The organism is Kitasatospora sp. NPDC023118 (genome assembly GCF_055560875.1).
In genome coordinates this window covers 117,973-143,704 of the sequence record NZ_JBVHHW010000018.1, presented here as the reverse complement: position 1 = coordinate 143,704, position 25,732 = coordinate 117,973, and the positions used below count along the sequence as shown (strand labels likewise).

Here is a 25,732-nt window from a genome sequence, read left to right as displayed (position 1 = left end):
TCGTCACCGCGCCGTCGTCACCATGTCGCCGTCATCACGTACCGGCTACTCGGGGGAAACCATGAAGACCATACCGACCACACGCCTGCGCGCAATCGGCACCGACCTCGGCCGGTGCCTGCCCCACCTGCTGCGGGAGCAGGCGGAGGCGCAGCCCGAGGCCATCGCGGTCGTCTGCGGCGACCAGGGCCTCACCTATCACGAGCTTGAGCAGGCGGGAAGCGAACTGGCCGCCCTGCTGCGGGACCTCGGCGTGGGGGCCGACGACTGCGTCGGACTGTACGTCGAGCCCTCCCTGGACCTGATGGTGGGCGCTTGGGGCATCCTGCTCGCCGGAGCCGCCTATCTGCCACTGTCCTCGGAGTACCCGCAGGACCGACTCCGCTACATGATCGAGGACAGCGGCACCCGCGTCATCGTCACCCAGGACCACCTGAGGACCCGTCTGACCGAGCTGGCCCCACAGGGGACGAAGATCCTCACCCCGGCCGACGCGCGGGGCTGCACCTCGGCGGATCCGGCGGCGCCGCAGGCCGGAGACCTGGCATACGTCATCTACACCTCCGGCAGCACGGGCAGGCCGAAGGGCGTGATGATCGAGCAGCGCAGCGTCGTGTCCCAGCTGCGGTGGCTGCACGCCTGCGGGCATCTGGGCAAGGGCACCGCGGTGCTGCAGAAGACACCGATGAGTTTCGACGCGGCGCAGTGGGAGATCCTGGCCCCCGCTGTGGGCGCCCGGGTCGTCATGGGTGCGCCCGGTGTCTACCGGGATCCCGAGGCACTCATCGCCACCATCGTCGAGCACGGGGTGACGACGCTGCAGTGCGTCCCCACCCTGCTCCAGGCCCTGCTGGACACGGACGAGTTCCACAGCTGCGCCACGCTCAGACGGGTGTTCTCCGGTGGTGAGGCGCTCTCGCGCCAGCTCGCCCGGGCCTTCGCCGACGAGCTTCCGTGGGCGTCGCTGGTCAACCTGTACGGGCCGACCGAGTGCACCATCAACGCGACGGCCTACCTGGTCGACCCGGACGAGATCGGCGAGGGCGCCGGCTCGATCCCGATCGGCGTGCCCGTCGACAACACCCAGTGCTTCATCCTGGATGAGAACCTGGCGCCGGTGGACATCGGCGAGACCGGGGAGCTGTACATCGGTGGCGTCCAACTGGCCCGGGGGTACCTGAATCGGCCCGACCAGACCCGGGATCGGTTCGTCCCTTCACCGTTCGTGCCGACTCAGCGGCTGTACCGGACCGGGGACTTGGCCTACTGGAACGCCGACGGCACGATTCAGTTCGTCGGCCGGGTGGACAACCAGATCAAGCTGCGCGGCTATCGCGTCGAGCTGGACGAGATCGCCCTCGCCATCGAGGAGCACACCTGGGTCAGGCGCGCGGCGGCCGTCGTCACCGACGACGAGCGGACCGGCTTCCAGAGCCTGGTGGCGTGCGTCGAGCTGAACGCGAAGGAAGCAGCCCTGATGGACCAGGGCAACCATGGCGGCCACCACCAGTCCAAGGCCAGCAAGCTGCAGGTCAAGGCGCAGCTGTCCAACCCGGGCGTGCGGGATCCGGACGAGCTGCACGGCCGGCCAGTGGTCGAGCTGCCGGGCCGGCAGGAGACGCAGCGTCAGCGACGTGAGACCTTCGCGCGCAAGACCTACCGCTTCTACGAGGGCGGCGAGGTCACCCGGGCCGAGATCATGGAACTGCTCGCCCCGCGCCCGGTAGGCGCGCTCTCGCGCAGCCTCGACGCGCTGTCGTTCGATGAACTGGGCGAGATCCTCCGTTGGTTCGGCCGCTTCCAGAGCGACGAGCGGCTGCTGCCGAAATACGCGTACGCCTCGCCCGGCGCCCTGTACGCGACGCAGCTGTACCTGGAGACCGCCGGCCTGGACGGCCTGGCCGCCGGCGTGTACTACTACCACCCCGTCGAGCACACCCTGGTGCGGATCGGTGCGTCCGCGGCCGCCTCCGACGGGAACCTCGCCGTGCACTTCATCGGCAAGCGGCGCGCCATCGAGCCGGTGTACAAGAACAACATCCGGGAAGTGCTGGAGTTCGAGGCCGGCCACATGGTGGGCCTGTTCGAGGAAGTGCTGCCCGAGCACGGTTTGAACATCCGCCCCCTCGCCCACACCCCGTCCGTCAAGGACCGCCTGGACGTCGCCGACGAGGACTACTACCTCGGCACCTTCGAGATCCACCCGAACGACGGCGCCCCGCGCCAGGACCGCACCGAGCTCTTCGTCCAGGCACACCCCGGCCGGGTGAGAGACCTACCGGCTGGCCAGTACCGATACGCGGCAGGCGAGTTGGACCAGATATCGGGTGAGCTGGTGCTGCGCAAGCAGGTTATCGCGATCAACCAGCAGGTGTACGACCGGGCGGACTTCGGCATCACGGCGGTCAGCCGGGCGGCCGAGCCGTGGCTGCAGTACATCGGGCTGGGGACGAAGCTGCACCATCTGCAGCGCAACGGCCTCGGTCTGGGCTTCATGTCCTCGGGCTACAGTTCCAAGAGCGGCAACCCGCTCCCGGCAGCTCGGCGCATCGACGCCATCCTGACGGCCTGCGGAATCGGGACCGGTCCGTCGTACTTCTTCCTCGGCGGCAAGGTGAGTGAGGAGCAGATCCGCAGCGAGGGCATGCGCGAGGACGCCGTCCACATGAAGGGCCCCGCCGAGATCATCAAGGACGAACTGGCCACCCTCCTGCCCGACTACATGATCCCGAACCAGGTACTGATCCTGGACGAGCTGCCGCTGACCGCCAACGGCAAGGTCGACGTGAAGGCCCTGGCCGCCTCCGAGCAGGTGCGCTCGGCGGACCACCGGACGCCTTACGTGGCTCCCGCGACGCGCCACGAACGGTGGCTGGCCGAGGCCTGGGGCAAGGCGCTGAAGTACGAGAACGTGTCGGTGGAGGACGAGTTCTTCACCTCCGGCGGCAACTCGCTGACCGCCGTGGCGCTGATCAACCGGATCAACCGGGAGTTCGGCACCCGGCTGCCGCTGCAGGTCGTCTTCGAGTGCCCCAGGCTGGTCGACCTGGCCGCCCGGATCGAGAACGATGCCGACGAGCCCAGTTCACGCCTGGTCCCGCTCCATCGCGAGGGTGTGAAGAGACCGGTGTTCTGCTGGCCGGGGCTCGGTGGATACCCGATGAACCTGCGCCTGCTGGGACGCGAGGCGGGCCTCGACCGGCCGGTGTACGGGGTCCAGGCGTACGGCATCAACGCCGGCGAGGTGCCGTACCCCACGATCCGGGAGATGGCGGCCGCCGACGTGGCGGAGATCCGGCGGGTGCAGCCCCAGGGGCCGTACATGCTGTGGGGCTACTCCTTCGGCGCCCGCGTCGCCTTCGAGGCGGCGTGGCAGCTGGAGCAGGCGGGCGAGCGGGTGGAGAACCTGCTGCTGATCTGCCCCGGCAACCCGGAGGTCCGCCAGGCCGACGGGCAGCGCCACGGGCGGGAGGCTTCCTATCGCAACCCGGCCTATGTGACGATCCTGTTCTCGGTCTTCGCGGGCTCGATCAGCGGGCCTGAGGTGGATGCGTGCCTCGCCGAGGCGCACGACGAGGACGGCTTCGTCGCCTTCGTCCACCGCCTGTTCCCCGCGCTGGACGAGGAGCTGATCCGCCGGATCACCCGGATCGTCGGGGAGACCTACGAGTTCGAGTACAGCTTCCGCGAGCTCGCCGAACGGCGGCTGAGCGCACCGGTGACCGTCCTCAAGGCCGTCGGCGACGACTACTCCTTCATCGAGGGCAGCTCCGGCTACTCCGCGGCTCCCCCCACCACGGTCGAACTGGCGGGCGACCACTACAGCGTGCTGAAGGAGCACGGTGTCACCGAACTGGTGGCGGCGATCCGCACCCGCCTGGGCGCGTGATCCGGACCTTGCCCTTGCCGAAAACCTCATCCGGCCTGGTCAAGCGGCATGTTGGTATTCGTGGAGTAGACCGCCGAGGCGGTCGCGCTTGCGTATGTCGAGGCGGGTGATCTGTCCTGGATCGGTGATCGGTTGGGGGAGTGGGTGGAGCGGGCGGGCGTTCGCGATGCCCTGGTGTGGTCTGTGCCCGTTGTAGAAGTGCTCGAATTCGCGCAGGGCGTGGAGTAGGTGGCGCTGGTCCCAGATCAGGGTGCGGTCCAGCAACTCGCGGCGGCAGGTTTGCACCCAGCGTTCCATGATGGAGTTCATTCCGGGCATCCGGATGCCGCTGAGGACGACCTCGATGCCCGCGTCCTTGAGTGCCTCGTCGAACAGCTCGGGGAACTTCCCGTCCCGATCCCGGATCAGGTAGCGGGCCCGGCAGCCGGCGTCCTCAAGGTCCATGACGAGGTTCTTCGCTATCTGCGTCACCCAGGATGCGGTCGGGTGCGCGGTCGCGCCCAGGATCCGGATCCGCCGGTTGGCGTGCTCGATGACCGCGAACACGTACATGCGGGCTCCGGACAGGGTGATGGTCTCGAAGAAGTCGCACGCGAGGAGCGCGTCGGCCTGGGAGCGCAGGAAGTCCGCCCAGGTCGTGGACGTGCGTTCGGGCACCGGGTCGATGCCGGCGTCCTTGAGGATCTCCCAGACCGTGGACGGGGCCACGTTCACGCCGAGGACGAGCAGTTCGCCGTGCAGACGACGGTACCCCCATGCCGGGTTCTCGGCGGCCAGGCGCACGACCAGGGCGCGGATGGAGCGTACGGTCCGCGGTCGGCCTCCGCGCTTGGGATGGGACCGGGCGGCATGACGACGGGCTACCAGGTCGCGGTGCCAGCGCAGCACGGTGTCCGGCCGCACCAGCAACCGCACTCGACGCAGTGCCTGTGCCGGGAGCTGGTGGAGCAGGGCTGCGAGGAATGCCCGGTCGCTCGCGTCGAACCGTATCCGCGCTCCGCTCAGCTGTCGTTCCAGCACGGTGATCTGATGGCGCAGTGCCAGGATCTCCACTTCCTTCTCGCGGTCGCTCATCGGCAGCAGCCGCAGCAGCGCGAGCGCGTTCGTCACGCCCAGGTATGCCAGTCTCAGCAGCACGACTGATCATCATGCCGAGGTGCCCGCCGGCTCCGCCAGGGTGCCGACTTGAGCAACCGCGCCCGACACCGAATCCGCCCTCACCAGCCCGGATGAGGCTCTCGGCAAGGGCAGGGTCGCCGCCACCCGCGCACCGCCACCGTCCCGGTCTCCGTACTGGCCGTGGCCGCCGGGCCGATCACCCCCACCCGGAGGACCGGCCCCCGGGCACCCGCGAGGCCACCCTCGACATCCACGAACCGACACCCCGTGGCCGCCGACGGCCTTCCGGGACTGCCTCGACCGGCAGGAAACCCACGTCTGCTCTTCTGGCGCACCGTCAACCGCCACCACGCGACGAGCTCGGTGGGTCGTCGGCGTGCTCCGATCACCGTAGCCGCGAGAGCACGGACAAGCCGGCCGAAGCAGATCGTGGTGCCAACGGTGGCGGCGTGTGCCGGACGATCGGGGCTGGTCGGGTGCGCTCCCTCAAGGTCAGGGGGAGAGAAGGTCGCGCATGCGGGTCCGTTCGGCTCGGGAAGCCGCGGCGGGGCGTCCGGCCGTCATACCACCGTCGACTGCGAGATCCTGCCCGGTGACCAGGCGGCTGGCGTCGCCGGCGAGCCACAGTGCCGCCGCGGCCACGTCGTCGGTTCCGACGGTACCGGGGAACGGTTGGCTGCACTCCAGCAGCGGCTTGAACGCCGCGGCCACCGAAGTCGCCGTCGCGTCAGCAGCTGATGCGTCGGCTCCGGCGCCTTTGGCGAAGATGCCCGTTGGCACGAAGCCTGGGGACACGCTGTTCACGCGGACCTCGTGTTCACCCAGGTCCACCGCCGCGCACCGAGTGAGGTGGAGCACCGCGGCCTTGGCGGTCGAATAGTCCAGGCCGGACCAGCCGGCTATCTTTCCCGCCAGGCTCGCCACATTGATGATGCTTCCCCAGCGCTGGGCGACCATCTGCCGTCCGGCGTGCTTGATGCCCAGCATGACGCCCGCGACGTGTACCGCCAGTGTCCGGGCGAACACGTCCGAGTCGAAGTCGGTGACCGACGCCATGTTCCCAGGTCCGCCTGCGTTGTTGACCATGATGTCCAGCCGCCCGTAGCGTTCGACGGTGTGGCCGACCAGTGCCTCGACGTCTGCCTCCACCGACACGTCGCAGCGCACGAAGGTCGCCGACTCGCCCAGTGCCGCGGCCCGCTGGTGTCCTTCCCGTTCGCGGCGGCCAGCGAGGACGACGTGTGCGCCCTCGCTGGCGAACACCTCCGCAATTCGGGCTCCGATGCCGCTTGTTGCCCCAGTGACGACGGCGACCTTGCGGTGCAGACTCTTCATAACGCAACTCCGGTGTCGGGTCCGAGGCACATGCAACAGGACCGGGTAACGGCAAAGGTTGATCATTATCATTGGCCATCAGGGATCCCTGAACAAGTCACACCGTCCAGCGAAGGGGATCGCGCGCGGGTGGGCAGGGGCAGACTGGCGGTCGACGGCAGCGTGATCGCCTACGACATCATCCAGCGCGGTGAGATCTCAGTCGCGAGAGACGGCGGCGTGCGGGCGTTCATCACCTGCGGCTCGCCACTGGGCTGGCCGGTCGTTCGGGATGGGATTGCCGCAGCCGCATCCCCGCTCACCGTGCCCGCCGGGACCGTGTGGGACGAACGCCTACTCCCGCTGGGAAGTCGTCGCACGCGGCACAGGCCTCGGCCACATCGCCGCCGGAGTCACGGACGTACGCATCAGCACGGGCAACTACCTCTCCCCCCATGGCATCCGTGAATACTTGACCAAGAGGCCCGTCGCCGACGCCGTCACCGCCGGACCCGACGGCCTTCACAGCACCTCTCATTACCGACGCCGCGCTTTCACAGGGCCTATGCGGCCAAGCGAACGGTAGAGCCAGCTTCGCGGCTCACGTTGCCCTGGCGGGCGTCCGCTTGGTCGAGAGCGGAGGCGAGAGCCTTGACGGCTTCGTCGGCGGAGTCCTTGAGGAGGTGCCCGTAGAGGTCGACGGTGATGCCGAGGTTGGCGTGGCGCAGTGTCTTGGAGACGACGGCGAGAGGGATGTCGGCGGCGATCATGATGCTGGCCGCAGTGTGGCGCAGGTCGTGCGTGCGCCGTGAGGCGCTGTGGTTCGAGTGGAGGTGAGAGGCCTTCGCCGCTGATCCTGTCGCAGCAGGGCGGTGGAGCTGGGGGCAGCCTGATCCGGGTGGCGCCGGGGAGGGTGGGAGCACCCCTGACAAAGCCGGGACGGGCCGGTACTGCCAGACGGTCCGGGTTCGGCGAGCGGGACGGAGAGGAGTACGCGAGGAACCGGCGTATGACACCCCCTTGATTAGGCACCGGCTCGAACCTGGCGGATCTGGGCCGGGAGCGGTGCGTATCCCGTCGAGCAGGTGGGCGGGTAACTCCCAGGACGGTGGGCACGAGCCGTCCGGGAGGCCACGAGGAAGGTCTGCGGCGTACTCGTGGCGATGCCGCAGGGGCATAGTCGGGCTCCTACTTCGTCGAGCGAACCACAGTGAACACGGGAACCGTCCCGGGTCTCGCCCTGTGCGCCGCCTCCAGCGGTGAGGGCAGGGCTGGGCGCGTCGACCGCCGATCGGTCCGGGACGGGGCGGAGCCGCCGTAGTACTCCGAGGTCGGGAAAGCCGGCCGCATGGGGAAGGGCGGCAGCGGTTTCGAGAAGGGAGGGGCACTGCAATGCCGAAAGACGCACCGCCGAACGGCGATGCTCCTTGCTCTGGTCCGGCCGGGCCGGGAGCGAGGGTATCGGAGATGCAGGCCAAGCTTCACCGTTGGGCGGTGGCCGATCCCGGCCGCCGGTTCGATGACTTGTTCAACTTCGTGTGTGACCCGGCGACGCTGATCGTGGCGTTCGACCGGGTCGCGGGAAACCAGGGTGCGCGTACGCCGGGCGTGGACGGCCTCACGGTCGCCTACGTCACGGAACTGGTGGGCGTGCCCGGGTTCCTGGATGGCCTGCGGGCCGGTCTCAAGGACGGCTCGTTCCGGCCGCTTCCGGTGCGGGAACGCAAGATCCCGAAACCGGGTGGGTCGGGGAAGGTTCGCAAGCTCGGGATTCCGACGGTTGCGGACCGGGTTGTCCAGGCGGCGCTGAAACTGGTGCTGGAGCCGATCTTCGAGGCGGAGTTCCTGCCGTGCTCGTACGGTTTCCGGCCCAAACGGCGTGCGCAGGACGCGATCGCCGAGATCCACCACTTCGGCACCCGCGGCTACCGCTGGGTGCTGGATGCGGACATCGAGGCGTGCTTCGACTCGATCGACCACGCGGCCCTGATGGACCGGGTGCGTCTACGGGTGAAGGACAAACGCGTCCTGGCGCTGGTCAAGGCGTTCCTGAAAGCCGGGATCCTCACCGAACTCGGCGACTACCAGGACACGATGACCGGCACGCCGCAGGGCGGCATCCTGTCTCCGATGCTGGCCAACATCGCCTTGAGCGTGCTCGACGAGCACGTGATGGGGCCGTGGAAGCCGGGCGGGGCGATGTCGACCCACGGCAAGCGCGAGTACCGGCGTTCCAAGGGGCGGCCGACGTGGCGGCTGGTCCGCTACGCGGACGACTTCGCGCGCCACGAGGCGTCGCATGACCGAGTGGGGGTGGAAGGACCCCACCGCCTGGCCGTCGCAGCGGCTGGGTGAAGCTGAGGGCAGCCTGAGCCGGGGAACGCCGGTGAGGGTGGAAAGCAGCCCTGACAACGCCGGGACGGTCTGGAACTACCAGACGGGCTGGGTCCGGCAAGCGAGACGAGAAGGTGTACGAGAGGAACCAGTGCCAAAGCCTCGTAATCGGCGTGCCAGCTCCAACCTGGTGGATATGGGCTGGTCAGCAGCGCGTGGATGCCCGCACTCGTGTTGGTGTTCAACTCCGAAGCCGGGAGGAATCGCCGGTGGGGAGGCCACGGTGAATGTCTGCGGCGTAGTCGTGGCGATGCTGTCGGGGCAACAGCTGGGCACCTCCCTCGTCGATCGGTTGTGTGGTGAACGTGGGAACCGTCCCTGGTCGCCCGTCCCGCCGGCCAGCCAGGCCGGCGGAGGGCAGGTCCGTTGCCGACTGTCGACCGTGGGGCGGGGCGGAGGCCCCGTAGTAGTTCGAGGGCGGGAAAGCCGTCCACATGGCGAAGGGGGCCAGCAAGTCTGCAGGGAGGGCACTGGAATGCCGGGAGGACGCTGGTGAACACCGGCGAGCTGGACGACGCTCTGTTCGGGGCGGAGATCCGGGTACTGGGTATCCAGACCAAGCTGCACCGATGGGCGATGGGTGATCCCCATCGCAGGTTTGACGACCTGTTCAATCTCGTGGCCGATCCCGCGTTTCTTCTGGTGGCGTGGGCTCGGGTGCGGGGGAACAAGGGCGCGCGCACGGCCGGAGTGGACGGTCAGACCGCCTACTACGTGGAGGCCGTGCAGGGGGTCGAGGTGTTTCTCGACCGGCTGCGGTCGCAGTTGAAAGACCGCAGCTTCCGCCCGGTGCCGGTGCGGGAGCGGATGATCCCGAAGGCGAACGGCAAGCTCCGTCGTCTGGGGATTCCGACCGTGGCGGACCGGGTGGTCCAGGCGTCCTTGAAGCTGGTGCTGGAGCCGATTTTCGAGGCGGGCTTTCGTCCGTGCTCGTATGGCTTCCGGCCGAACCGGCGTGCGCACGACGCTGTCGCCGAGATGCGACTGCTGGCGTCTACTTCGTATGAGTGGGTGCTGGAAGCCGATATCGCGGCGTGCTTCGACGAGATCTCGCACACGGCGCTCATGGACCGGGTGCGGAACCGGATCGAGGACAAGCGTGTGCTCACGTTGGTCAAGGCGTTCCTCAAGGCCGGGATCCTCAGTGAGGCTGGGCAGTTGAGGGACACCGACTCCGGCACCCCGCAAGGGGGCATCCTCTCACCGCTGCTGGCCAACGTGGCTCTGACCGCTCTCGACGATCATTTCGCCGAGCAATGGAAGGACCGCGTCGAGCGAGCCAAGCGACGCCGTCACGGGCTCGCCAACATCCGGCTGATCCGGTATGCGGACGACTGTGCGCCACGAACACATCAGGAGGTTTCGGTGTAGACGGAAGCTGCTGATGTGGTGCTGCACTGGTGATGGAGGCAGGCCCTCCGGGACCGCCCACGCAGGGGGAGGTCTCAAACCACCGCAGGCTGCTCCGGTGAATGAGCCGGGGTGGTGAGCACTGCGGACAAGGCGCACTCGATGCGTCAGGTGCGAGCCGAGAAGGCGAACGCGAGTGAACCACTGCCGAAGTGTCGAAAGCGTATGGACGGCTACCGAAACCGGGGTCCAGTTGTTGCCCCGGGATGAGTCTGGCGGGTTCCTGTATTCCTGGCCAGGTGGTGCCCGGCATGAAGGTGGCGCGAGCTCGGCTCAGGCGCCGGTGCGGAACGTGGGAACCCCTCGCCGCGATGCTGCCGGCGGCCGTGTTGACGGCCCGTCGGCGTCAAGGGAGAACCCCAAGCAGCTGAAACTGCAAGGGGCAGAGTACCGACGCGCGGCAGGGGGACGGACCGCCTCGTAGTAGTGGAGAAGCCCCTGTAATGGGGGTGGAGCGAAGGGGGCGGGTCGTCCTGGTCTTGTTCGGTGGTCAACCGGAGTTCCCGGGAGGAGCCAGGTGAACGGATCGAGGCCGCAGGCCGAGGTCACGAGCAAGTCGTTTGACATCCCCAAGTGGATGGTGTGGCAGGCGTTTCAAAGGGTCAAAGCCAACAAGGGTGCACCCGGGGCGGACGGCGGGACGATCGAGCAGTACGAGCAGGACCTGAGCAAGAACCTGTTCAAGCTGTGGAACCGCATGTCGTCCGGCTCGTACTTCCCTCCGGCGGTGAAGGCCGTGGAGATCCCCAAGGCGGGCGGGCGAGGTGTCCGCGTGCTCGGGGTGCCCACCGTGGCCGACCGGATCGCCCAGACGGTGGCCGCGATGTATCTGGAGCGGCGGGTGGAGCCTGTGTTCCACCCCGACTCCTACGGCTACCGGCCCAGGCGGTCGGCGTTGGACGCGGTGGAGACGTGTCGGCAGCGCTGCTGGAGAAGCGACTGGGTGGTCGATCTGGACATCCGGGCGTTCTTCGACAGCGTGGACCACGAGCTGATGCTCAAGGCGGTCGAGCGGCACGTCGATACGGACGGAAAGTGGGTCCTGCTCTACGTCAAGCGGTGGCTGGTCGCACCGCTGGCGTTGGCGGACGGGACCTTGGCGCGGCGGGATCGGGGGACTCCGCAGGGGTCGGCGATCTCGCCTGTGCTGGCGAACCTGTATCTGCACTACGCGTTCGATGTGTGGCTGGCGCGGGAGTTCCCGCAGGTCACGTTCGAGCGCTACTGCGATGATGCGGTGATCCACTGTGGCAGCGAGAGGCTGGCCCGCCGGGTGCGGGACGCCCTCGCGCAACGGTTGGCGCAGGTCGGTCTGGAACTGCATCCGGACAAGACGCGCATCGTGTACTGCAAGGACGCCGACCGGCGCGGCTCATATGAGCACACGTCGTTCACGTTCCTCGGGTACACGTTCCGGCCCAGGCTGGCCAAGAACCGGTTCGGGAAGCACTTCGTGAACTTCCTGCCCGCGGTCAGCAAGGAGGCGATCAAGGCGATAGGCAAGGAGATCCGTTCCTGGCGCATCGCCTGCCGCAGTGACAAGTCCCTGAAGTTCCACCCTGATCTTGGACAGCCTGATACTGGGACGGATGGTCCCGGAGGAAGCAGTCCAGGTAGTGAGTGGCAAGAGCAACATGAGCAAGCGGTACACGGCTGAGTTCAAGCGGGACGCGATCGCGCTGGTACGGTCCTCGCCGCATCGGAACGTCACCGAGATCGCCCGGGAGCTGGGGGTCAGCCCCGAGGGCCTGCGGGGCTGGGTCAAGCAGGCGAAGATCGACGAAGGGGACGGCTCCACGGGCGCGCTCACGACGGCCGAGCGGGAGGAGCTCGTGCGACTGCGCAAGAGGGACCGGGAACAGCAGCAGACCATCGAGATCTTGAAAAAAGGTCTCGCCTTCTTCGCGAAGGAGACGATGAAGTAGGCACCGTGTGCCGTTTCATCGATGCGGAGAAGGCCACCGAGGACAACCCCGGCGGCTACAGCATCGCCCTGATGTGCCGTGTCATGGGCGTCAACCGCTCCACCTTCTACGCCTGGCTCGCCGGTCGGCCGGCGGCAGCCGTGCGTCAACGGGCAGAGGAGGAACTGGCGGAGGAGATAAGGGAGATCCATGCCTCCTCGCGCGGAGCCTATGGCGTCCCGCGCGTGCACGCCGCACTGCGGCGCAAGGGCCACGCGATCAACCGGAAGAAGGTGGAGCGGATCATGCGTGAGCGCGACATCCGAGGCGTCACCCGCCGCAAGCGCCGCCACCTGACGAAGCAGGACTCCAAGGCCGCCCCGGCCCCGGACCTGGTGGGCCGCGATTTCACCGCGACGCGGCCCGGAACGAAACTCGTCGGCGACATCACGTATCTGCCCACGATCGAGGGCTGGTGGTACCTGGCCACCGTCATCGACCTGGCAACCCGCGAGGTGGTCGGCTACGCGATGGCCGACCACCACCGCGCCGAGCTGGTCACCGACGCCCTGAAGATGGCCGCCGGCCGCGGCGGCCTGCAGAGCGACTGCATCATGCACACCGACCGCGGAAGTGAGTTTACGAGTCGTGAATTCCGCAGGGAAATAAGGAAGTTGAATCTGCGGCAGAGCATGGGACGAACCGGCATATGCTACGATAACGCCGCAGCCGAGAGCTTCTTCGGCTTGCTGAAGGCGGAGATCGGCACCACCGTCTGGGAGAGCCGCGAGGCCGCCCGAGCCGACGTATTCCACTTCATCGAAGTCGAATACAACCGCACCAGGCTCCGCAAGCACCCTGAGTTCGGATACCTCACACCCCTCGAAGCCCGAGCCAGGCTGCAGCACGACTTCACCCCCGCAGCGTAAGAACCCGCTGTCCAAGATCAGGGTGGAACTTCACCCTGATGGACCTTGCGCGGATGTTCAACAGCACCGTGCAGGGCTGGATCAACTACTACGGGCGCTTCTACAAGTCCATGTTGTATCCCCTCCTCCGGCGCATCAACGACCTGCTGGTGCGCTGGGCCTGCCGGAAGTACAAACGACTGCACCGCCGCGAGAAGCGGGCGAGGGAACTGCTGGCGGGCGCCGCCCGCCGCTACCCGAACCTGTTCGCGCACTGGCGGTTCGGCCTCAAGCCTGACGGCTGGACGATGGGAGCCGTGTGAGCCGAGAGGCTCCCGCACGGTTCTGCGAGCGGCGGCGGGTGCGATTCCCGCCGCCGACTCTCCTCGCGATCATGGTGTCAGGCACCAGGGCGCACGCCGAAGCTCTCCTCGACGAGGTGGCGGAGGTGCTGTCCACGCTCGGGGTTCGGCTCGCGCTGGACAAGACGAGGGTGGTCCACATCGATGACGGCCTCGACTTCCTCGGCTGGCGCATCCAGCGCCACCGGAAGCGGGGCACCAGCAAGTACTACGTCTACACATACCCGGCGCGGAAGGCCGTCAGGTCGTGCGCCGCGAAGGTGAAGAAGATCTGCTGGCAGGACGTCAACCTGCCGCTCGAAGCCCTGCTGCATCAGCTCAACCCGCTGCTGCGGGGCTGGACCGCCTACTTCAAGCCCGGCGTGTCGAGCCTGGCCTTCCAGTATCTGCGTGCTTTCACATGGCGTCAGGTGTTCGGATGGCTTCGGCGAAAGCACCGCCGGACCAACTGGAAGGACCTCCGCCGACAGTACTGCGGTGGAGGATGGTGGCCCGTCGACGGGAAGGCCACGCTGTTCAACCCCGGCTCGGTGCGGACGACCCGCTACCGATATCGAGGGGCAGCGATCCCTTCCCCATGGCCGAGCACTGCATGAGGAGAGTCCAGAACCCCGCGGGGCTTGTGGAGAGCCGGATGCGCTGAGAGGTGCATGTCCGGTTCGGAAGGCGGGCCCGGGGAAACGGGCTGGTGGCAACACCAGTACCGCGCCCCGGGCCGACCTTACGTCGTCTTGGTACACGGTGAGCGCGAGCACACCGAAGCGCTACGCGAAGATGTCGCCGTCGCATTGGCTCCGCTCGGGTTGCGGCTGTCACCGGCCAAGACCCAAGTGGTGCACATGAGCGACGGGTTCGACTTCCTCGGCTTCCGCATCCGGTGGAAGCGCAAGAGGGGGACGGACAAGTGGTATGTCTACACCTTCATCGCGGCCCGGCCCGTCCGGACGCTGAAGGCGAAGATCCGTGCCCTGACGCACAAGACATCGCAGCAGGACTTCGCGTCCGTGCTGGTCCGGCTTGCCCAGATCATGCGCGGATGGGCCAACTACTTCCGACATGCTGTGGCGAAATGGACCTTCAGCAAACTGGACGCTTTCACCTGGTGGAGGCTGGTCCACATGCTGAGGGCGCGTCACGGCTGGAACTGGGGACAGATCCGCCGACACCTCGCCGCCTCCGGGCAATGGAGGGTCGCGGCCGACGGGGTCGAGTACTTCCGGATCCAGGGTGTGACGGTCTCTCGCTACACCTACCGGGGCAACAAGATCCCGTCCCCATGGCCTCCTGCGAACCCCGCCTGACGGCAGGAACCGTGGAGAGCCCGGTGCGGTGAGAGTCGCACGCCGGGTTCGGAGAGCGGTCCGGGGAAACGGACCGGGAGCAATCCCGGCACCGCGCCCCGGGCCGACTCACCAGGCCGATCCGCGGGATGCCGAGTTCGGCGGTGCGCTTTCGGAGCTGGTCAAGGACCCACTGCGGGCGCAGGGGCTCGCCGTCCGGGCGGGTGAAGACCAGGCCTTCGAGACGGCCGTCGGGGTGGGCAGCCATCTGCAGGTCTGCCTGGCGGTGGAGGGCGGCCATGACTCTGGGGGAGAGGCTCACCCAGGCGCGGCTGGCTTCGGTTTTGGGTTCGCCGAGGTGGATCTTGCCGTTGTTCACGGCGGTCAGGGTCCAGCGGACGTAGAGCTGGCGGTCCATGAGGTGCACGTCGGACCAGTGCAGGGCGAGGACCTCGCCGCGCCGCATGCCGGTGCCGAGCATGACCTCGAACAGGTCCGTGAGCCGATCGGCGTAGTGCTCGGCGCTGTGCCGCAGGAACGCCGCGGCCTGGTCGGGGGTCCAGCAGACGCGTACGGCGGCGCGGGGCTTGGCGGGTACGGAGTGCTGGGCCGGGTTGTAGCGCAGCCGCCACGTCCGCACCGCGTGGTTCAGGGCGTTGCGCAGCATGGCCACCGCGTGGTGAACGGTGGTGCGCCCGCGGCCGGCGGCGAGCTGGGCGCTCACCCAGGCGTCGATGTGCCTGGGCCGCAGATCGACGAGCAGCATGCCGCCGAACGCCGGGACCAGGTCACGCTCGATGCACGCCCGATAGCCCGCCCAGGTGTTCAGGGCCAGTGCCGGCCGCTTCGACTCCAGCCACTCGTACAGGAACAACCCCACCCGCAGCGTTCGGTCCTCGTACACGCCCCGGTACTCGGCATCCAGCACCCGCGCCATCTCCCGGGCCGCCTCCGCCCGACTGGCGAACCCACCCCGCCGCCGAGTCCGGCGCTTGCCATCCTCCCGGGCCAGGTCCACCGCGTACGTCCACCGGCCGTGCGCGGTGTCGGCGGCCAGCCGCGGACACCACGAACCCAACTGCTTCCCGCTGTTGCCGTCCTTGCATCCGCACCGTCGATACACCCTGCCCCGTTTGGGACGCTGCGCCATGGGCTCCTCCTTGAGCCAAGTGGTGATGGCGGTTCCAGAGTTGCGGGAGTGGTGGGTGTGGCGGCAGAGCGTGCCGGGCGGGGCGTGGAGCACGGGCAAGATCGACTGATCGGGACACGCGCTGGCGACACGCCGCGAGGGTGATCACAGAGCACGTTCGGCGGGTAGGGCAGCTTGATCGCGCAGCATCGGCCCGCACGGGGTCGCTGCTCGGAAGAGGGGCCGCCGACCGGAAGTCCCCTCGGCCTCAGCCCGGCCCTCTCGCCGGTCCCGTCGATCTCGTTCTGCCCGAGAACCACCTGCACAGCCGCTGCCCGCAACCCCGGAGGCACCGGCCGGCAGCGCACCACAACTCCCGTTCCTCACTGCCGCCAGCCCCGGCCGGGCGGCCGTGGGCGCGAAACCCGAAGGAGCTACGCATGGACCTGTCCCTGACCGTTTCCGAGCGCGAGGAGACCTCCTCGCTGATCGCGGGCCTGATCGGCCAGTACCGCAGCGCGGAGGACCCGGAGCTGCTGGAACGCGCGCCGGTGCTCGCCCGGGCGCTGCCGCACCGGGTCCAGGAGCACCTGAACCAGCTGCGGCGCCACGAACCCGGCTACACCGTGATCCACGGCCACCACGTTGATGACGCCCAGGCCGGCTCCGTCAGCAGGCCGCGGATGTACTCGAATTCAGTCGCACCGGGACCTTTGACCGCGAGAAGATCACGCCAGGATCACTCCTGCCTCAGGGCTCCGTCCCCTGGCCTGATGCTCTCCAGGGGACGGCTCACGGGAGCTCCATGCTCCTCAGACGCCCTTACGCGGCAGACGTTCCTCGGGCCTCCCGTTCGAATCTCAGGGGCTGACCCGTTCGTAGCGCAGTGACGTGTGGCCGGCGCTGTCGTCGTAGATCTGGGCGACGACCGCCGTTCCGACCGCGTCGGTTCGGATGCCCTGCAGCCGGATCGTGGTCGGCCTGTTCACGTGGATCAACTCGCTGATCGGTGCGGTCGCGTTGCCGCCGGCCTGGGCGTTGCCGGGGTTCAGGTCGATGACCTGGTAGACGAGCCGCTCGCTCTCCGCGACGGCGGTGTTCGACGTGACATCCCACAGCCGAGCGGTGATGTACGTGTTGACCGGGGGAACGCCCGCGAGACGGCCGCGGACATTCGCGTCGAGTTCGTAGGTCCCGGCCCGGGGAAGGGTGACCTCCAGCGGGGTGTCGGTCCACACGCCGGGCGGCAGGTCGACCACCGTGTTGAGGTGGGCGATTCCTCGGACCGCCACAGGCGCCGCCGAAGCCGCGGTGACGCTGGTCTGGGTCACCACGGTCGTAGCGGCCATGAGCACGGCGGCGGTGAGAGCGGTAAGGCCGGTACGCAGTGCAGGCATGATGCCTGCCATACAGATGCCAGTGGGATGTGCCACCGCCAAGGTAGGGCCCCTTCGCGAAACGGATATACCGGCTGAAAGGGTGATGCCCGCTCGCGAGCCGACCGGTTGTGAGCGGGCGTGCGACGGGAGCTCCGGGAGCGCTCGGCCTGCGCCGTCACGCGAGACACCGGGCGCCTCGCGAATGGTCGAGGCCACGTTCCTCGCCACCGTCACGACCTGGCGGGTAATCAGTGGCACATCGCGCCACGGTCAGGCCACCGATCTCAGCGATCGTGACGACGGAGAGGCGAGCTGGCCCACCGTCAGCCGACGATAGACTGGGGCCATCGCTTCCCCATCACCGGTCAAGATCAAGTGGCAGAAACCCGCTGACCGTCAAGATCATTTGTCAAGCGGTCAAGATCTCGTGTCAGAGGTCAAGGGGACTAAGACCCCGTGTCAAACGTTTCGGTCGAAACTCTTCGAACTGATGATCCAAACTTTTCGACCGAAAAGGCTGCACGCCCCGTGGCGTACTAACCTGACGAGCCCCCAGATATCAGTACGGCACGCGGAGTTGCGGACGCGGTCCCTCACATGCCTGCATCCTCTGGAGAACCCCAGATAATCACGTCATTGCCTCGCTTCCGCGCGGGCATCGCGCGCACCGCGGCGGCGGCGCCGGTCAGGTCCCGGGTGAGGTCGTTGACGACTCTGGGCGGGGCGGATAGCGCTGGCTCCGCGGCCGGGACTTGGAGTGGACCGGCAGCGGCTGGCCGAGTGGCGATATCGGTCACGGACCCCAGCATGCCCGTGTGCTCGGATGCGCGGTGCTCGCGGGGAAGATCGCCGGCATTGTGCTGGCCGTGCTGCGCTGTGACCAGCGGCCCGGCGACCTGGCCGGCGCGAACGGGGTGCACCGCACCACGGTGCCGGCCACCCTGCTGTGGCGGCGGATCGTCCACGAGCACGAGCACGAGGTCGACCTCGCCGAGTTCACCCGCCTCGGCCTGCACGCCGTGCCCACCGCCCTGGGGGCGGACCCGGCCGGGGTGCATGGGAAGCGTTTCGGGAGCATTCTGTTCGACGGTCCACCACCTCAGGGCTCTTATGCGCCCGTCTCCCGCCTGTTTGTTTCGTGATCGTTTCTTTAACGTCATGAAGGGCCAGCTCCGGCTTCGGGGTTGGACTATCAGGCCCCTTCGGCCTTTGGGCCGGCTCGGGCCGCAGTGCAGGGGGGTACTCATGCACAAAATCCGAATATTCCGCACGGCCATGCCCAGGTGGCTGGCCGTGCTCGTGACGGCCGCGCTCGCGCTCGCCGGGGTCGTGGCGGTCTCCGCGGCACCGGCCGCCGCCGCGTCCGGCGTCGTGGTGCAGGTCGGCTACGCCGACAACGCGCGCGCCAACCCGAACAACTTCCCGACGCCGTGGGCGGGCTCGCCCGGGGTGACGTTCGACGGCTGCGTCGGCTGCACCTACGACGCGGGCGCGGTGCGCGTCGTCAACAACACCTCGATCGCGCAAACCGTCGACTCGGTGATCGTGAAGGTCAGCACGTGTACCTTCGACATCTGGCCGCATGGCACCGTGTTGCCGCCCGGGCAGCAATTGATCGTCACTCAGACCAATCCCACCGCCGCCGCGGTATGCGGCGGTACCAGTGGAGCATTCGACACCTCGGACATCGGGGTCAACGGCGCGGCGACGAACTGCACACCGGACGGAGTGATCCCTGAGGTCGACGTGACGATCGGCGGTGTGACGAACGCGCTGTTCGACACGAAGCAGGTGCTCAACACCGGCGGGATCGACCTGGCGGCCTGCCCGGCCGGCACCAACGAGTCGGCGCAGTGGTCGCTGCTCGGCACGCGCTGCCCGAGCGCGTCTCTCACACTCGGTCCATCGACCCAGACCGACGACGTCGGGACCACGGCCTCATTCCGGGCCACGCTCACCAACTCCTGCGGCGACCCTCTGCAGGGCGCCACCGTCTCCTTCACCGTGCAGTCAGGGCCCAACGCGGGCCTGACAGAGACCGCGACGACCGACGTGAACGGCGTGGCGACATTCTCCTATACCGGTGCGAGCCCCGGTACCGACATCGCCATCGAGACGACCGCCAACCCGGCGGGCACGATCACCTCGAACACCGTGACCGTGGTCTGGCAGAAACGGCCGTCGTCGCTGGCCATCACCGGAACGTCGACCAGCGACTACAACGACCCGGGCACCGTGTCCGCGGTGCTGACCGACAACGGCGGGCCGGCGGCCGGCCAGACGATCGTGTTCACGCTGAACGGATCCGAGTCCTGCTCGGCGGTCACCGACGCGAGCGGAACGGCGTCCTGCCAGATCACCCCGCGGGAAGCCGCCGGCTCCTATCCGCTGACCGCAACCTTCTCGGGCAGCGCGACCGACCTGGGCTCGTCGTCGACCGCGACCTATACCGTCAACCTTGAGCAGACCACGCTGAGGTACACCGGCCCGTCCAAGGCCGCCAACGGTGTGCCGCTCACACTCTCCGGCGTGCTGCTCGAGGACGGCACCTCGGCGATCGCCGGCCGCACGGTCACCTTCACCCTCGGCTCCGGGGCCTCGGCCCAGTCCTGCACCGGTACGACCGACGGCAACGGAAACGCCTCCTGCACCATCTCCTCCGTCAACCAGCCGGCGTCCAGCACCTCGGTCCCGGTCACCGCGGTCTTCGCCGGTGACGCCTACTACCTGCCGGCCTCGGCCAGCGCGACCCTGAAGTTCCAATACATGACCGGCGAGGCGTTCGGCCTCTCCTCGAGCGGCCTGGTCACGATCGCCGCGATTCCCGACACCGGTCCGATCCAGACGGCGTCCGCCGGAACCTTCGGCCCGCCGTGCGTGGCCAGCATCGGCGGACTGATCAGCGCCCACGCACTGTGCGCGCAGGTGGTCACATCCGTCAATCCCGGCACCTCGATCGCGACCTCCGGGGTGCAGGACGCCACCATCGGCGTGACGGGCGTGCCGGTGATCAAGATCGGCCTGGTGCAGTCCTCGTCCACGACGAACTGCAGCGGATCGACTGGTAGCGTCACCATCGGGTCGGTCACAGTCGGCGGCATCCCGGTGAACGTGAACCTGCATCCGGGCGCAAACACGACCGTCACCGTGCTCGGAGTCACCCTGACATTCAACGAGCAGACGCCGGTGACCGGAGCCGACCAGGGCCTGACCGTCAACGCCGTCCACATCAACGCACTCGGGTTGCTGAACGTCGTGATCGGCTCGTCCAGCAGCGATATCGGCAACTGCTAAACCGCTGCTATTCGCAACCACTTCCCAGGGGCCGCCCGGCGAACGTCGGGCGGCCCCGCCCGCGCCTGGGGCCTCAACAACGAAGGTCAGTGCCAGGTGCTCGAGCCCACCGACGCCGTCGCACCGGTAGACGCCACCGCCCGCTGTGTCGGCGGCGGCTGAACCGTGGTTCACCCGCCGGCGAGACGCTGATCGCGCCCACGGAAACCAGCAGTTTCTGACCGCCGCCGAGTTCGACGCGCCACTCCCTCCAGAATTCACGAACTCGTTCACTTTCAAGCTCCGCGCCAGGTGCGAGGCAACCGTCTCCTACACCGCACACGCCACAGGGTCATCTCCACCGTCGATCCCGAGGCCCGGCGCGGCCACAAGACCATCCGCCGGTCCTTCGACGGCTACAAGGGCCACATGGCCGAGGACCCCGACAGCGAGGTCATCACCGCGACCGAGGTGACCGCGGGCAACGTCGGTGACGCCGAGCCCGCCGCCGAACTGCTGGCCGATGTCCTCCAGCCGCCCGCCCCGAACGAGTGGGCCGAGGAGGAGAGGGGCGAGGTCGACGGTGACGCCGCCTACGGCACCGGGCCGTTGCTGGCCCACTTGGCGGAGGCCGACGTCGAGGCGATGGTCAAGGTCCAGGCGGCCAACGCGCCCGGCGGGCGGTTCTCCAAGGACGCCCAGCGTCATCTGGGGTTGTCAACCAACTGAGCAGGCCGGCAGGCGCCCTCGATGATGCCGGTGGCGATCGTACCGCCGCCAAGACGGCCGCCCTCAGCAATGACCTGTTCGCTGTCGCCGGCCAGCATGGTGCGGGGCATGGGCGGCGACCCAGTTCTCGACGGCGGGGTCGTCCGCGGGGTGAAAGCTCCGGATCCAGGGGGACCATGGAAGCCGGAGCACCCGACGCGACTCGATAACAAGGAGCAGGGGCCAGACAAGCGGACCGGCGACGGATTCGGGCGAGGGATAGCCAACCTCTTCGGGCAAGTGGAAGGAGCGCCTGCGGTGGGCGCAGCCGGAGGGCGTCCGGCTGACACTGGTCAGCCGGAGGGAAGATCATCGCAGCCGAGCGGGCTGATGGACCTGCTCGGTGTCGCCGCCGTGCTGCTGGACGCCAGCGGGCGGATCGTCCTGTGGAGCCCGCAGGCCGAGGACCTGTTCGGCTACACCGCCGAGGAGGCGCTCGGCCAGTACGCGGCGCCACTGCTCGTCCACGAACAGGACTGGGACCTGGTGCTCAAGGCGTTCGCCGAGGTCATCGAGACTGGCCGGAGCTGGAGCGGCGCGTTCCCCATCCGGCACAAGGACGGCAGCACGCGGGAGGTGGAGCTGCGCAACATGCGGCTGCTGGACGACCGCGGCGATGTCTACGCGCTCGGGCTCGCCACCGACTCGCCGACGCTGCGCGACGTGGAGCGGGACCTCGCGTTGTCCACCCGGCTGATATCCCAGTCCCCCATCGGGCTGGCGATCCTCGACACCGAGCTGCGCTACGTGGCCGTCAACCCGGCCCTGGAGCGGATGCACGGCGTCCCCGCGAAGGACCATCTCGGCCGGCACTACCGCGAGGTGATGGCCGCGGAGAAGTTCGACGAGCCCGAGGCGGCGATGCGGCAGGTCCTCCAGACGGGCGTTCCCATGGTCGACCAGTACACCCTCGTCGGCCGCTCGCCCAGCGACCCCGACAACGAGCGCGCGTGGTCGCTCTCATTCTACCGGCTGGAGGACCCCCAGGGGCGTGTCCTCGGGGTGGCCGATCTGGTGGTGGACGTCACCGAGCGGTACCAGGCGGCCATGGAGGCCGCTCGGGCCCGGCGGCGCCTGGCCGTGATCGCTGACGGTACGGCCCGGATCGGCACCACCCTGGAGGTGGAGCAGACGGCCCGGGAGCTGGCCGAGGTCACCGTTCCCGAGATGGCCGACGTAGTCGCGGTCGACGTCCTCGACTCCGTCCTGGACGAGCATTCCGCGGCTCCCGCGGACAGCCCCGTGCTCTTCCGTGCCCTCGCGGTGCGGGCCGCCTACCCCACCGAGGCCGTCGAGGCGGCCGATCCGCCCGGCCACCTCGCCGCCTACGACGCCGACCGATTGGCCGCCCAGTGCGTGCGCACCGGCCGCCCGATCCTGATCCCCCAGGCGGACGCCACCGACCTGGCGCGCATCGCCCCCGACGGGCATGCCGCCGCTTTGCTGGCACGCGCCGGCGTGCACTCCTGCCTGCTGGTCCCGCTCACCGCCCGCGGCCACATCCTGGGCTTCCTCGGCCTGACCCGCGCCCGCAACCCGGAGCCCTTCGACGAGGACGACCTCGCCCTCGCCGCCGAACTGGCCGCCCGCGCCGCCGTGTGCATCGACAACGCCCGCTCCCACCAGAGCGTGCGCAACGCCGCCGAGGTCCTTCAGCGCAGCCTGCTCCCGGACCACCCACCCCACCTTCCCGGCCTGCAGGTCGCCTCCCGCTACCGGCCCGCACAGGCCAGCTACGAGGTCGGCGGCGACTGGTACGACGTCCTCCCACTCGACGGCGACAAGACCGCACTCGTCGTGGGCGACGTCATGGGCAGCGGCATCGATGCCGCCGCCACCATGGGCCGCCTGCGCGCCGCCACCAGCGCCTTCGCCGACCTCGACCTCGACCCCTCCCAAGTACTCCAACACCTCGACAAGATCACATCAGGACTGGAGCACTACATCGCCACCTGCGTCTACGCCGTCTACGACCCGCACCGCGCCGAGTGTCACATCGCCACCTCCGGCCACCTGCCCCCCGTCCTCGTACGCAGCGGCAAGCACCCCGAACTCCTCGACCTGCCCACCGGCACCCCGCTCGGAGTCGGCCAGGTCCCCTTCGAGACCACCACCTTCCGCCTGGACCCCGGCGACCAGCTGGTCCTCTACACCGACGGCCTGGTCGAAACCCGCCACCACCCCATCGACGAACGCCTTGCAACCCTCCTCCACCTGCTCGACACACCCGACCCCTCCCTGGAACAGACCTGCGACCGGCTCCTCCACGAACTCCGCCGACCCGCCGACCCCGACGACGTCGCCCTCCTCATCGCCCGCGCCCAACCCCTCACAGCTGCCCCCGAGCACCCATAGCTGCCACCACTGCCGTGTAGCCCGGGGCGGCGGCACCACAGGCGGGCCCGCCGCCGATGCGTCCGCGCGGCGCGGGTGGGGGTGTCTGGCGTCGTCTTGCCACCGGCGGCTGGGCCGCTCTCGGCAAATACTTCACTTCACCCCGATAAAAACACCCGGCCAGCCGCGGGCACCACGGCCCCAGCTGCTTCCCCGTCCCGTCCTTGCACCCACACCGCCGGTAGACCCGACCACGCTGCGCACGCTGTCCCTCGGCGGTTGACCCACTGCCGCACGGAGTGGAAGTGCGGCGAGGTACCCCCAAAGCGCCCGGACGGTCGAAGGGGGCAGTTGCTAGCGGGCGTGTGCATGGGTTTCGTCAAAGGCGTCTCGGCAGGGTTAGCGCCGCGCCTCCGCCGGGGTAGCGTTCGAAGGCGGTCGGATGTTTCGTGCGAGTTAACTCTCCTTCGTCTCGCCATAGTTGACAGGGGGTTTCCGTGCAGAGCAGGAACCAGTGCATACCACCGTCCACCTCCCTCGCGCTGCCCGCTGAGTCGGTGGCCGCCGAGGCTGAGGATCTGGTGAGCCAACTGGCGGCGGAGGGACACCTCATGGCCGATGCCGCAGAGCTGCGGGTGAAGGAGATCGCGCAGGAGGTGGCCGAGACGGGGACCTACCAGCAGAGTGCTCAGGAACTGCTGCTGGGCGCCCGGATCGCCTGGCGCAACAATCCGCAGTGCATCGGCAAGTTCTACTGGAAGGGGCTGGAGGTCCGGGACTGCCGCGAGGTAGGGGCCGGCGGCAGGGAAGACGCCCTGTTCGAAGCCCTCGTGGAGCACCTGCGGTTGGCCTGGAACGGTGGCAAGGTGCGGCTGCTGCTGAGCGTGTTCGCCCCAAGCCGGCCCGATCGACCTGGCCCGCGGGTCTGGAACGGCCAGCTCATCCGCTACGCCGGTTACTTGCAGCACGACGGGTCCGTCGTGGGTGACCCCGAGTCGGTGCGGCTCACCGAGGCCGTTCTGCGGCTCGGCTGGCGTGGCCGGGGCACCCCGTACGACGTGCTGCCCCTGGTTATCCAGTGGCCGGGACGTGAACCGCGGTGGTTCGAGCTGCCGCCGGATGCGGTCCCCGAGGTTCGGATCAGTCACCCCGACCACCTGTGGTTCGAACGGCTGGGCTTGCGTTGGCACGCCTTTCCCACCATCTCCGACCAGGTGCTGGAACTGGGCGGGCTGCGCTATCCGCTCGCGCCGTTCAGCGCCTGGTACACCTGCACTGAGATCGGTGCCCGCAACCTCTCGGACACCAACCGCTACGACCAACTTCCCAAGGTTGCACGGGGGATGGGCCTGGACACCGGGCGGGACCGCACCCTGTGGCGGGACCGGGCGCTGCTGGAACTCACCGCGGCGGTCCTGCACTCCTACGACCAGGCCGGAGTGTCCATCATCGACCACCACTTCGCCACCAAGCAGTTCGTGCGGCACGAGGAACGCGAGCACAAGAGCGGCCGCGGCTGCCCGGCCGACTGGTCCGCCATCGTGCCCGCGACCAGCGGCTCGACTACCCCCGTCTGGCAGCGCCGCTACGAGCCGACCAGGATGCGGCCCAACTTCTCGCCCCACCCTGCGCCTTGGCCCGCCGGCGCCGCCGAGGACTGAGCCGGTGACGCTCGGCTGGTTCGTGGTACCGGCCGGGGCGGTGCTCAACCTCTGCGGCAGCGGCGTCTACGCGCTGCGAACGCTGCGCGGATCGGTACGGCCGAACCTCGTCACCTGGCTGCTGTGGGCCCTCGCACCGGGCGTGGCGTTCGCGGCCCAAGCCGCTCGCCACGTCGGCCTGCCCGCCCTCACCACTCTCAGCGTGGGCCTCGGCCCGCTGCTGGTGTTCCTGTGCGCCTTGACCTGCCCGGGATTCCGCGGCACCCGCCCGAGTGCCGCCGAACTCTGCTGTGCGGCACTCTCCCTGGCCGCCCTCGTCGGGTGGTGGATCACCGTGGACCCGGACACCGCGCTCGCCCTGAGCATCCTGGCCGACGGCTGCGCCGCCGTGCCAACCGTCGTGAAGTGCTACCGCCACCCCGAGACCGAAGACCGTACGGTCTACGCCCTCATGGCGCTCAGTGCTGCGCTGACTCTCATCACGTTACCCGCCTGGACCTTCACCGCCGCCGCCTTCTCCTGCTACCTGCTCACGCTCTGCTGCACCCTGCTGGTCGTGCTACGCAGGCGCACTGGCACGTCCGGCCTCGGACTGCTCCCGCCCTGAC

Annotated in this window: 20 protein-coding genes and 1 pseudogene; 16 read left to right on the top strand and 5 right to left on the bottom strand. The window is 68.6% G+C overall.

Annotation, left to right across the window (positions count from 1 at the left end; translation table 11 throughout):
* The first annotated feature begins 61 nt into the window (after window positions 1-61).
* Complete coding sequence (locus ACZ3UD_RS23900; protein ID WP_465591121.1) at window positions 62-3,889, top strand: amino acid adenylation domain-containing protein; 3,828 nt, start codon at window positions 62-64, stop codon at window positions 3,887-3,889.
* 39 nt (window positions 3,890-3,928) lie between these two features.
* Here ACZ3UD_RS23900 and ACZ3UD_RS23895 read toward each other — a convergent pair whose 3' ends face one another.
* From ACZ3UD_RS23895 to ACZ3UD_RS23885, 3 genes are all read right to left on the bottom strand, one after another.
* Window positions 3,929-5,026, bottom strand: coding sequence for a helix-turn-helix domain-containing protein (locus ACZ3UD_RS23895; RefSeq protein WP_465591118.1), 1,098 nt, complete (start codon window positions 5,024-5,026; stop codon window positions 3,929-3,931).
* A 474-nt stretch (window positions 5,027-5,500) separates the two neighbouring features.
* Entirely contained in the window at window positions 5,501-6,343 is an 843-nt protein-coding gene (locus tag ACZ3UD_RS23890; RefSeq protein WP_465591115.1) for an SDR family NAD(P)-dependent oxidoreductase, read from the bottom strand.
* A 542-nt stretch (window positions 6,344-6,885) separates the two neighbouring features.
* Window positions 6,886-7,500, bottom strand: coding sequence for a tyrosine-type recombinase/integrase (locus ACZ3UD_RS23885; protein ID WP_465591113.1), 615 nt, complete (start codon window positions 7,498-7,500; stop codon window positions 6,886-6,888).
* 289 nt (window positions 7,501-7,789) lie between these two features.
* Between ACZ3UD_RS23885 and ACZ3UD_RS23880 the strand changes: the two genes are divergently transcribed.
* The 8 genes and pseudogenes from ACZ3UD_RS23880 to ACZ3UD_RS23845 form a co-directional block, all read left to right on the top strand.
* Window positions 7,790-8,677: a reverse transcriptase domain-containing protein gene (locus tag ACZ3UD_RS23880; RefSeq protein ID WP_465591110.1), complete on the top strand. Its 888-nt coding sequence runs from the start codon at window positions 7,790-7,792 to the stop codon at window positions 8,675-8,677.
* A 531-nt stretch (window positions 8,678-9,208) separates the two neighbouring features.
* On the top strand, window positions 9,209-10,087 hold the full coding sequence (locus tag ACZ3UD_RS23875) for a reverse transcriptase domain-containing protein (protein ID WP_465591107.1): 879 nt from the start codon (window positions 9,209-9,211) through the stop codon (window positions 10,085-10,087).
* Between the two features lie 556 nt (window positions 10,088-10,643).
* Complete coding sequence (gene ltrA / locus ACZ3UD_RS23870; protein ID WP_465591105.1) at window positions 10,644-11,783, top strand: group II intron reverse transcriptase/maturase; 1,140 nt, start codon at window positions 10,644-10,646, stop codon at window positions 11,781-11,783.
* A complete protein-coding gene (locus ACZ3UD_RS23865) occupies window positions 11,761-12,051 on the top strand; it encodes a transposase (protein WP_465591102.1) in 291 nt (96 codons plus the stop codon). The genes ltrA and ACZ3UD_RS23865 overlap by 23 nt, the downstream gene beginning before the upstream one ends.
* Before the next feature lie 5 nt (window positions 12,052-12,056).
* Window positions 12,057-12,959, top strand: a complete 903-nt coding sequence (locus ACZ3UD_RS23860; RefSeq protein ID WP_465591099.1) for an IS3 family transposase — start codon at window positions 12,057-12,059, stop codon at window positions 12,957-12,959.
* Between the two features lie 38 nt (window positions 12,960-12,997).
* Complete coding sequence (locus ACZ3UD_RS23855; protein ID WP_465591096.1) at window positions 12,998-13,261, top strand: group II intron maturase-specific domain-containing protein; 264 nt, start codon at window positions 12,998-13,000, stop codon at window positions 13,259-13,261.
* Window positions 13,262-13,332: 71 nt separating this feature from the next.
* The gene (locus ACZ3UD_RS23850; RefSeq protein WP_465591093.1) at window positions 13,333-13,896 is read left to right on the top strand and encodes a group II intron maturase-specific domain-containing protein; all 564 of its coding nucleotides are present in this window, start codon (window positions 13,333-13,335) and stop codon (window positions 13,894-13,896) included.
* Window positions 13,897-13,950: 54 nt separating this feature from the next.
* Window positions 13,951-14,400, top strand: a pseudogene (locus ACZ3UD_RS23845) (group II intron maturase-specific domain-containing protein); the annotation flags it as partial.
* Here the strand turns inward: ACZ3UD_RS23845 and ACZ3UD_RS23840 are convergent.
* The gene (locus tag ACZ3UD_RS23840) at window positions 14,396-15,730 is read right to left on the bottom strand and encodes a tyrosine-type recombinase/integrase (protein ID WP_465591090.1); all 1,335 of its coding nucleotides are present in this window, start codon (window positions 15,728-15,730) and stop codon (window positions 14,396-14,398) included. The pseudogene ACZ3UD_RS23845 and the gene ACZ3UD_RS23840 overlap by 5 nt on opposite strands.
* A 419-nt stretch (window positions 15,731-16,149) precedes the next feature.
* On the opposite strand from ACZ3UD_RS23840, the gene ACZ3UD_RS23835 reads away from it, so the two are divergent.
* Entirely contained in the window at window positions 16,150-16,599 is a 450-nt protein-coding gene (locus ACZ3UD_RS23835; RefSeq protein ID WP_465591087.1) for a hypothetical protein, read from the top strand.
* On the opposite strand, the gene ACZ3UD_RS23830 is transcribed toward ACZ3UD_RS23835, so the two are convergent.
* Window positions 16,570-17,106, bottom strand: coding sequence for a hypothetical protein (locus tag ACZ3UD_RS23830; protein WP_465591084.1), 537 nt, complete (start codon window positions 17,104-17,106; stop codon window positions 16,570-16,572). The genes ACZ3UD_RS23835 and ACZ3UD_RS23830 overlap by 30 nt on opposite strands.
* Before the next feature lie 797 nt (window positions 17,107-17,903).
* Between ACZ3UD_RS23830 and ACZ3UD_RS23825 the strand changes: the two genes are divergently transcribed.
* The 6 genes from ACZ3UD_RS23825 (at window position 17,904) to ACZ3UD_RS23800 (ending at window position 25,731) form a co-directional block, all read left to right on the top strand.
* Window positions 17,904-18,230: a hypothetical protein gene (locus tag ACZ3UD_RS23825; RefSeq protein WP_465591081.1), complete on the top strand. Its 327-nt coding sequence runs from the start codon at window positions 17,904-17,906 to the stop codon at window positions 18,228-18,230.
* Window positions 18,231-18,381: 151 nt separating this feature from the next.
* Window positions 18,382-20,382, top strand: a complete 2,001-nt coding sequence (locus ACZ3UD_RS23820) for a choice-of-anchor P family protein (RefSeq protein ID WP_465591078.1) — start codon at window positions 18,382-18,384, stop codon at window positions 20,380-20,382.
* A 291-nt stretch (window positions 20,383-20,673) separates the two neighbouring features.
* Window positions 20,674-21,090 carry a transposase gene (locus ACZ3UD_RS23815; RefSeq protein ID WP_465591075.1) on the top strand — a complete coding sequence of 139 codons (417 nt, stop codon included), beginning with the start codon at window positions 20,674-20,676 and terminating at the stop codon, window positions 21,088-21,090.
* A gap of 297 nt (window positions 21,091-21,387) precedes the next feature.
* The gene (locus ACZ3UD_RS23810; RefSeq protein ID WP_465591072.1) at window positions 21,388-23,484 is read left to right on the top strand and encodes a SpoIIE family protein phosphatase; all 2,097 of its coding nucleotides are present in this window, start codon (window positions 21,388-21,390) and stop codon (window positions 23,482-23,484) included.
* A gap of 476 nt (window positions 23,485-23,960) precedes the next feature.
* Complete coding sequence (locus ACZ3UD_RS23805) at window positions 23,961-25,124, top strand: nitric oxide synthase oxygenase (RefSeq protein WP_465591069.1); 1,164 nt, start codon at window positions 23,961-23,963, stop codon at window positions 25,122-25,124.
* A 4-nt stretch (window positions 25,125-25,128) separates the two neighbouring features.
* Window positions 25,129-25,731: a hypothetical protein gene (locus ACZ3UD_RS23800; protein ID WP_465591066.1), complete on the top strand. Its 603-nt coding sequence runs from the start codon at window positions 25,129-25,131 to the stop codon at window positions 25,729-25,731.
* Window position 25,732 lies beyond the last annotated feature (1 nt).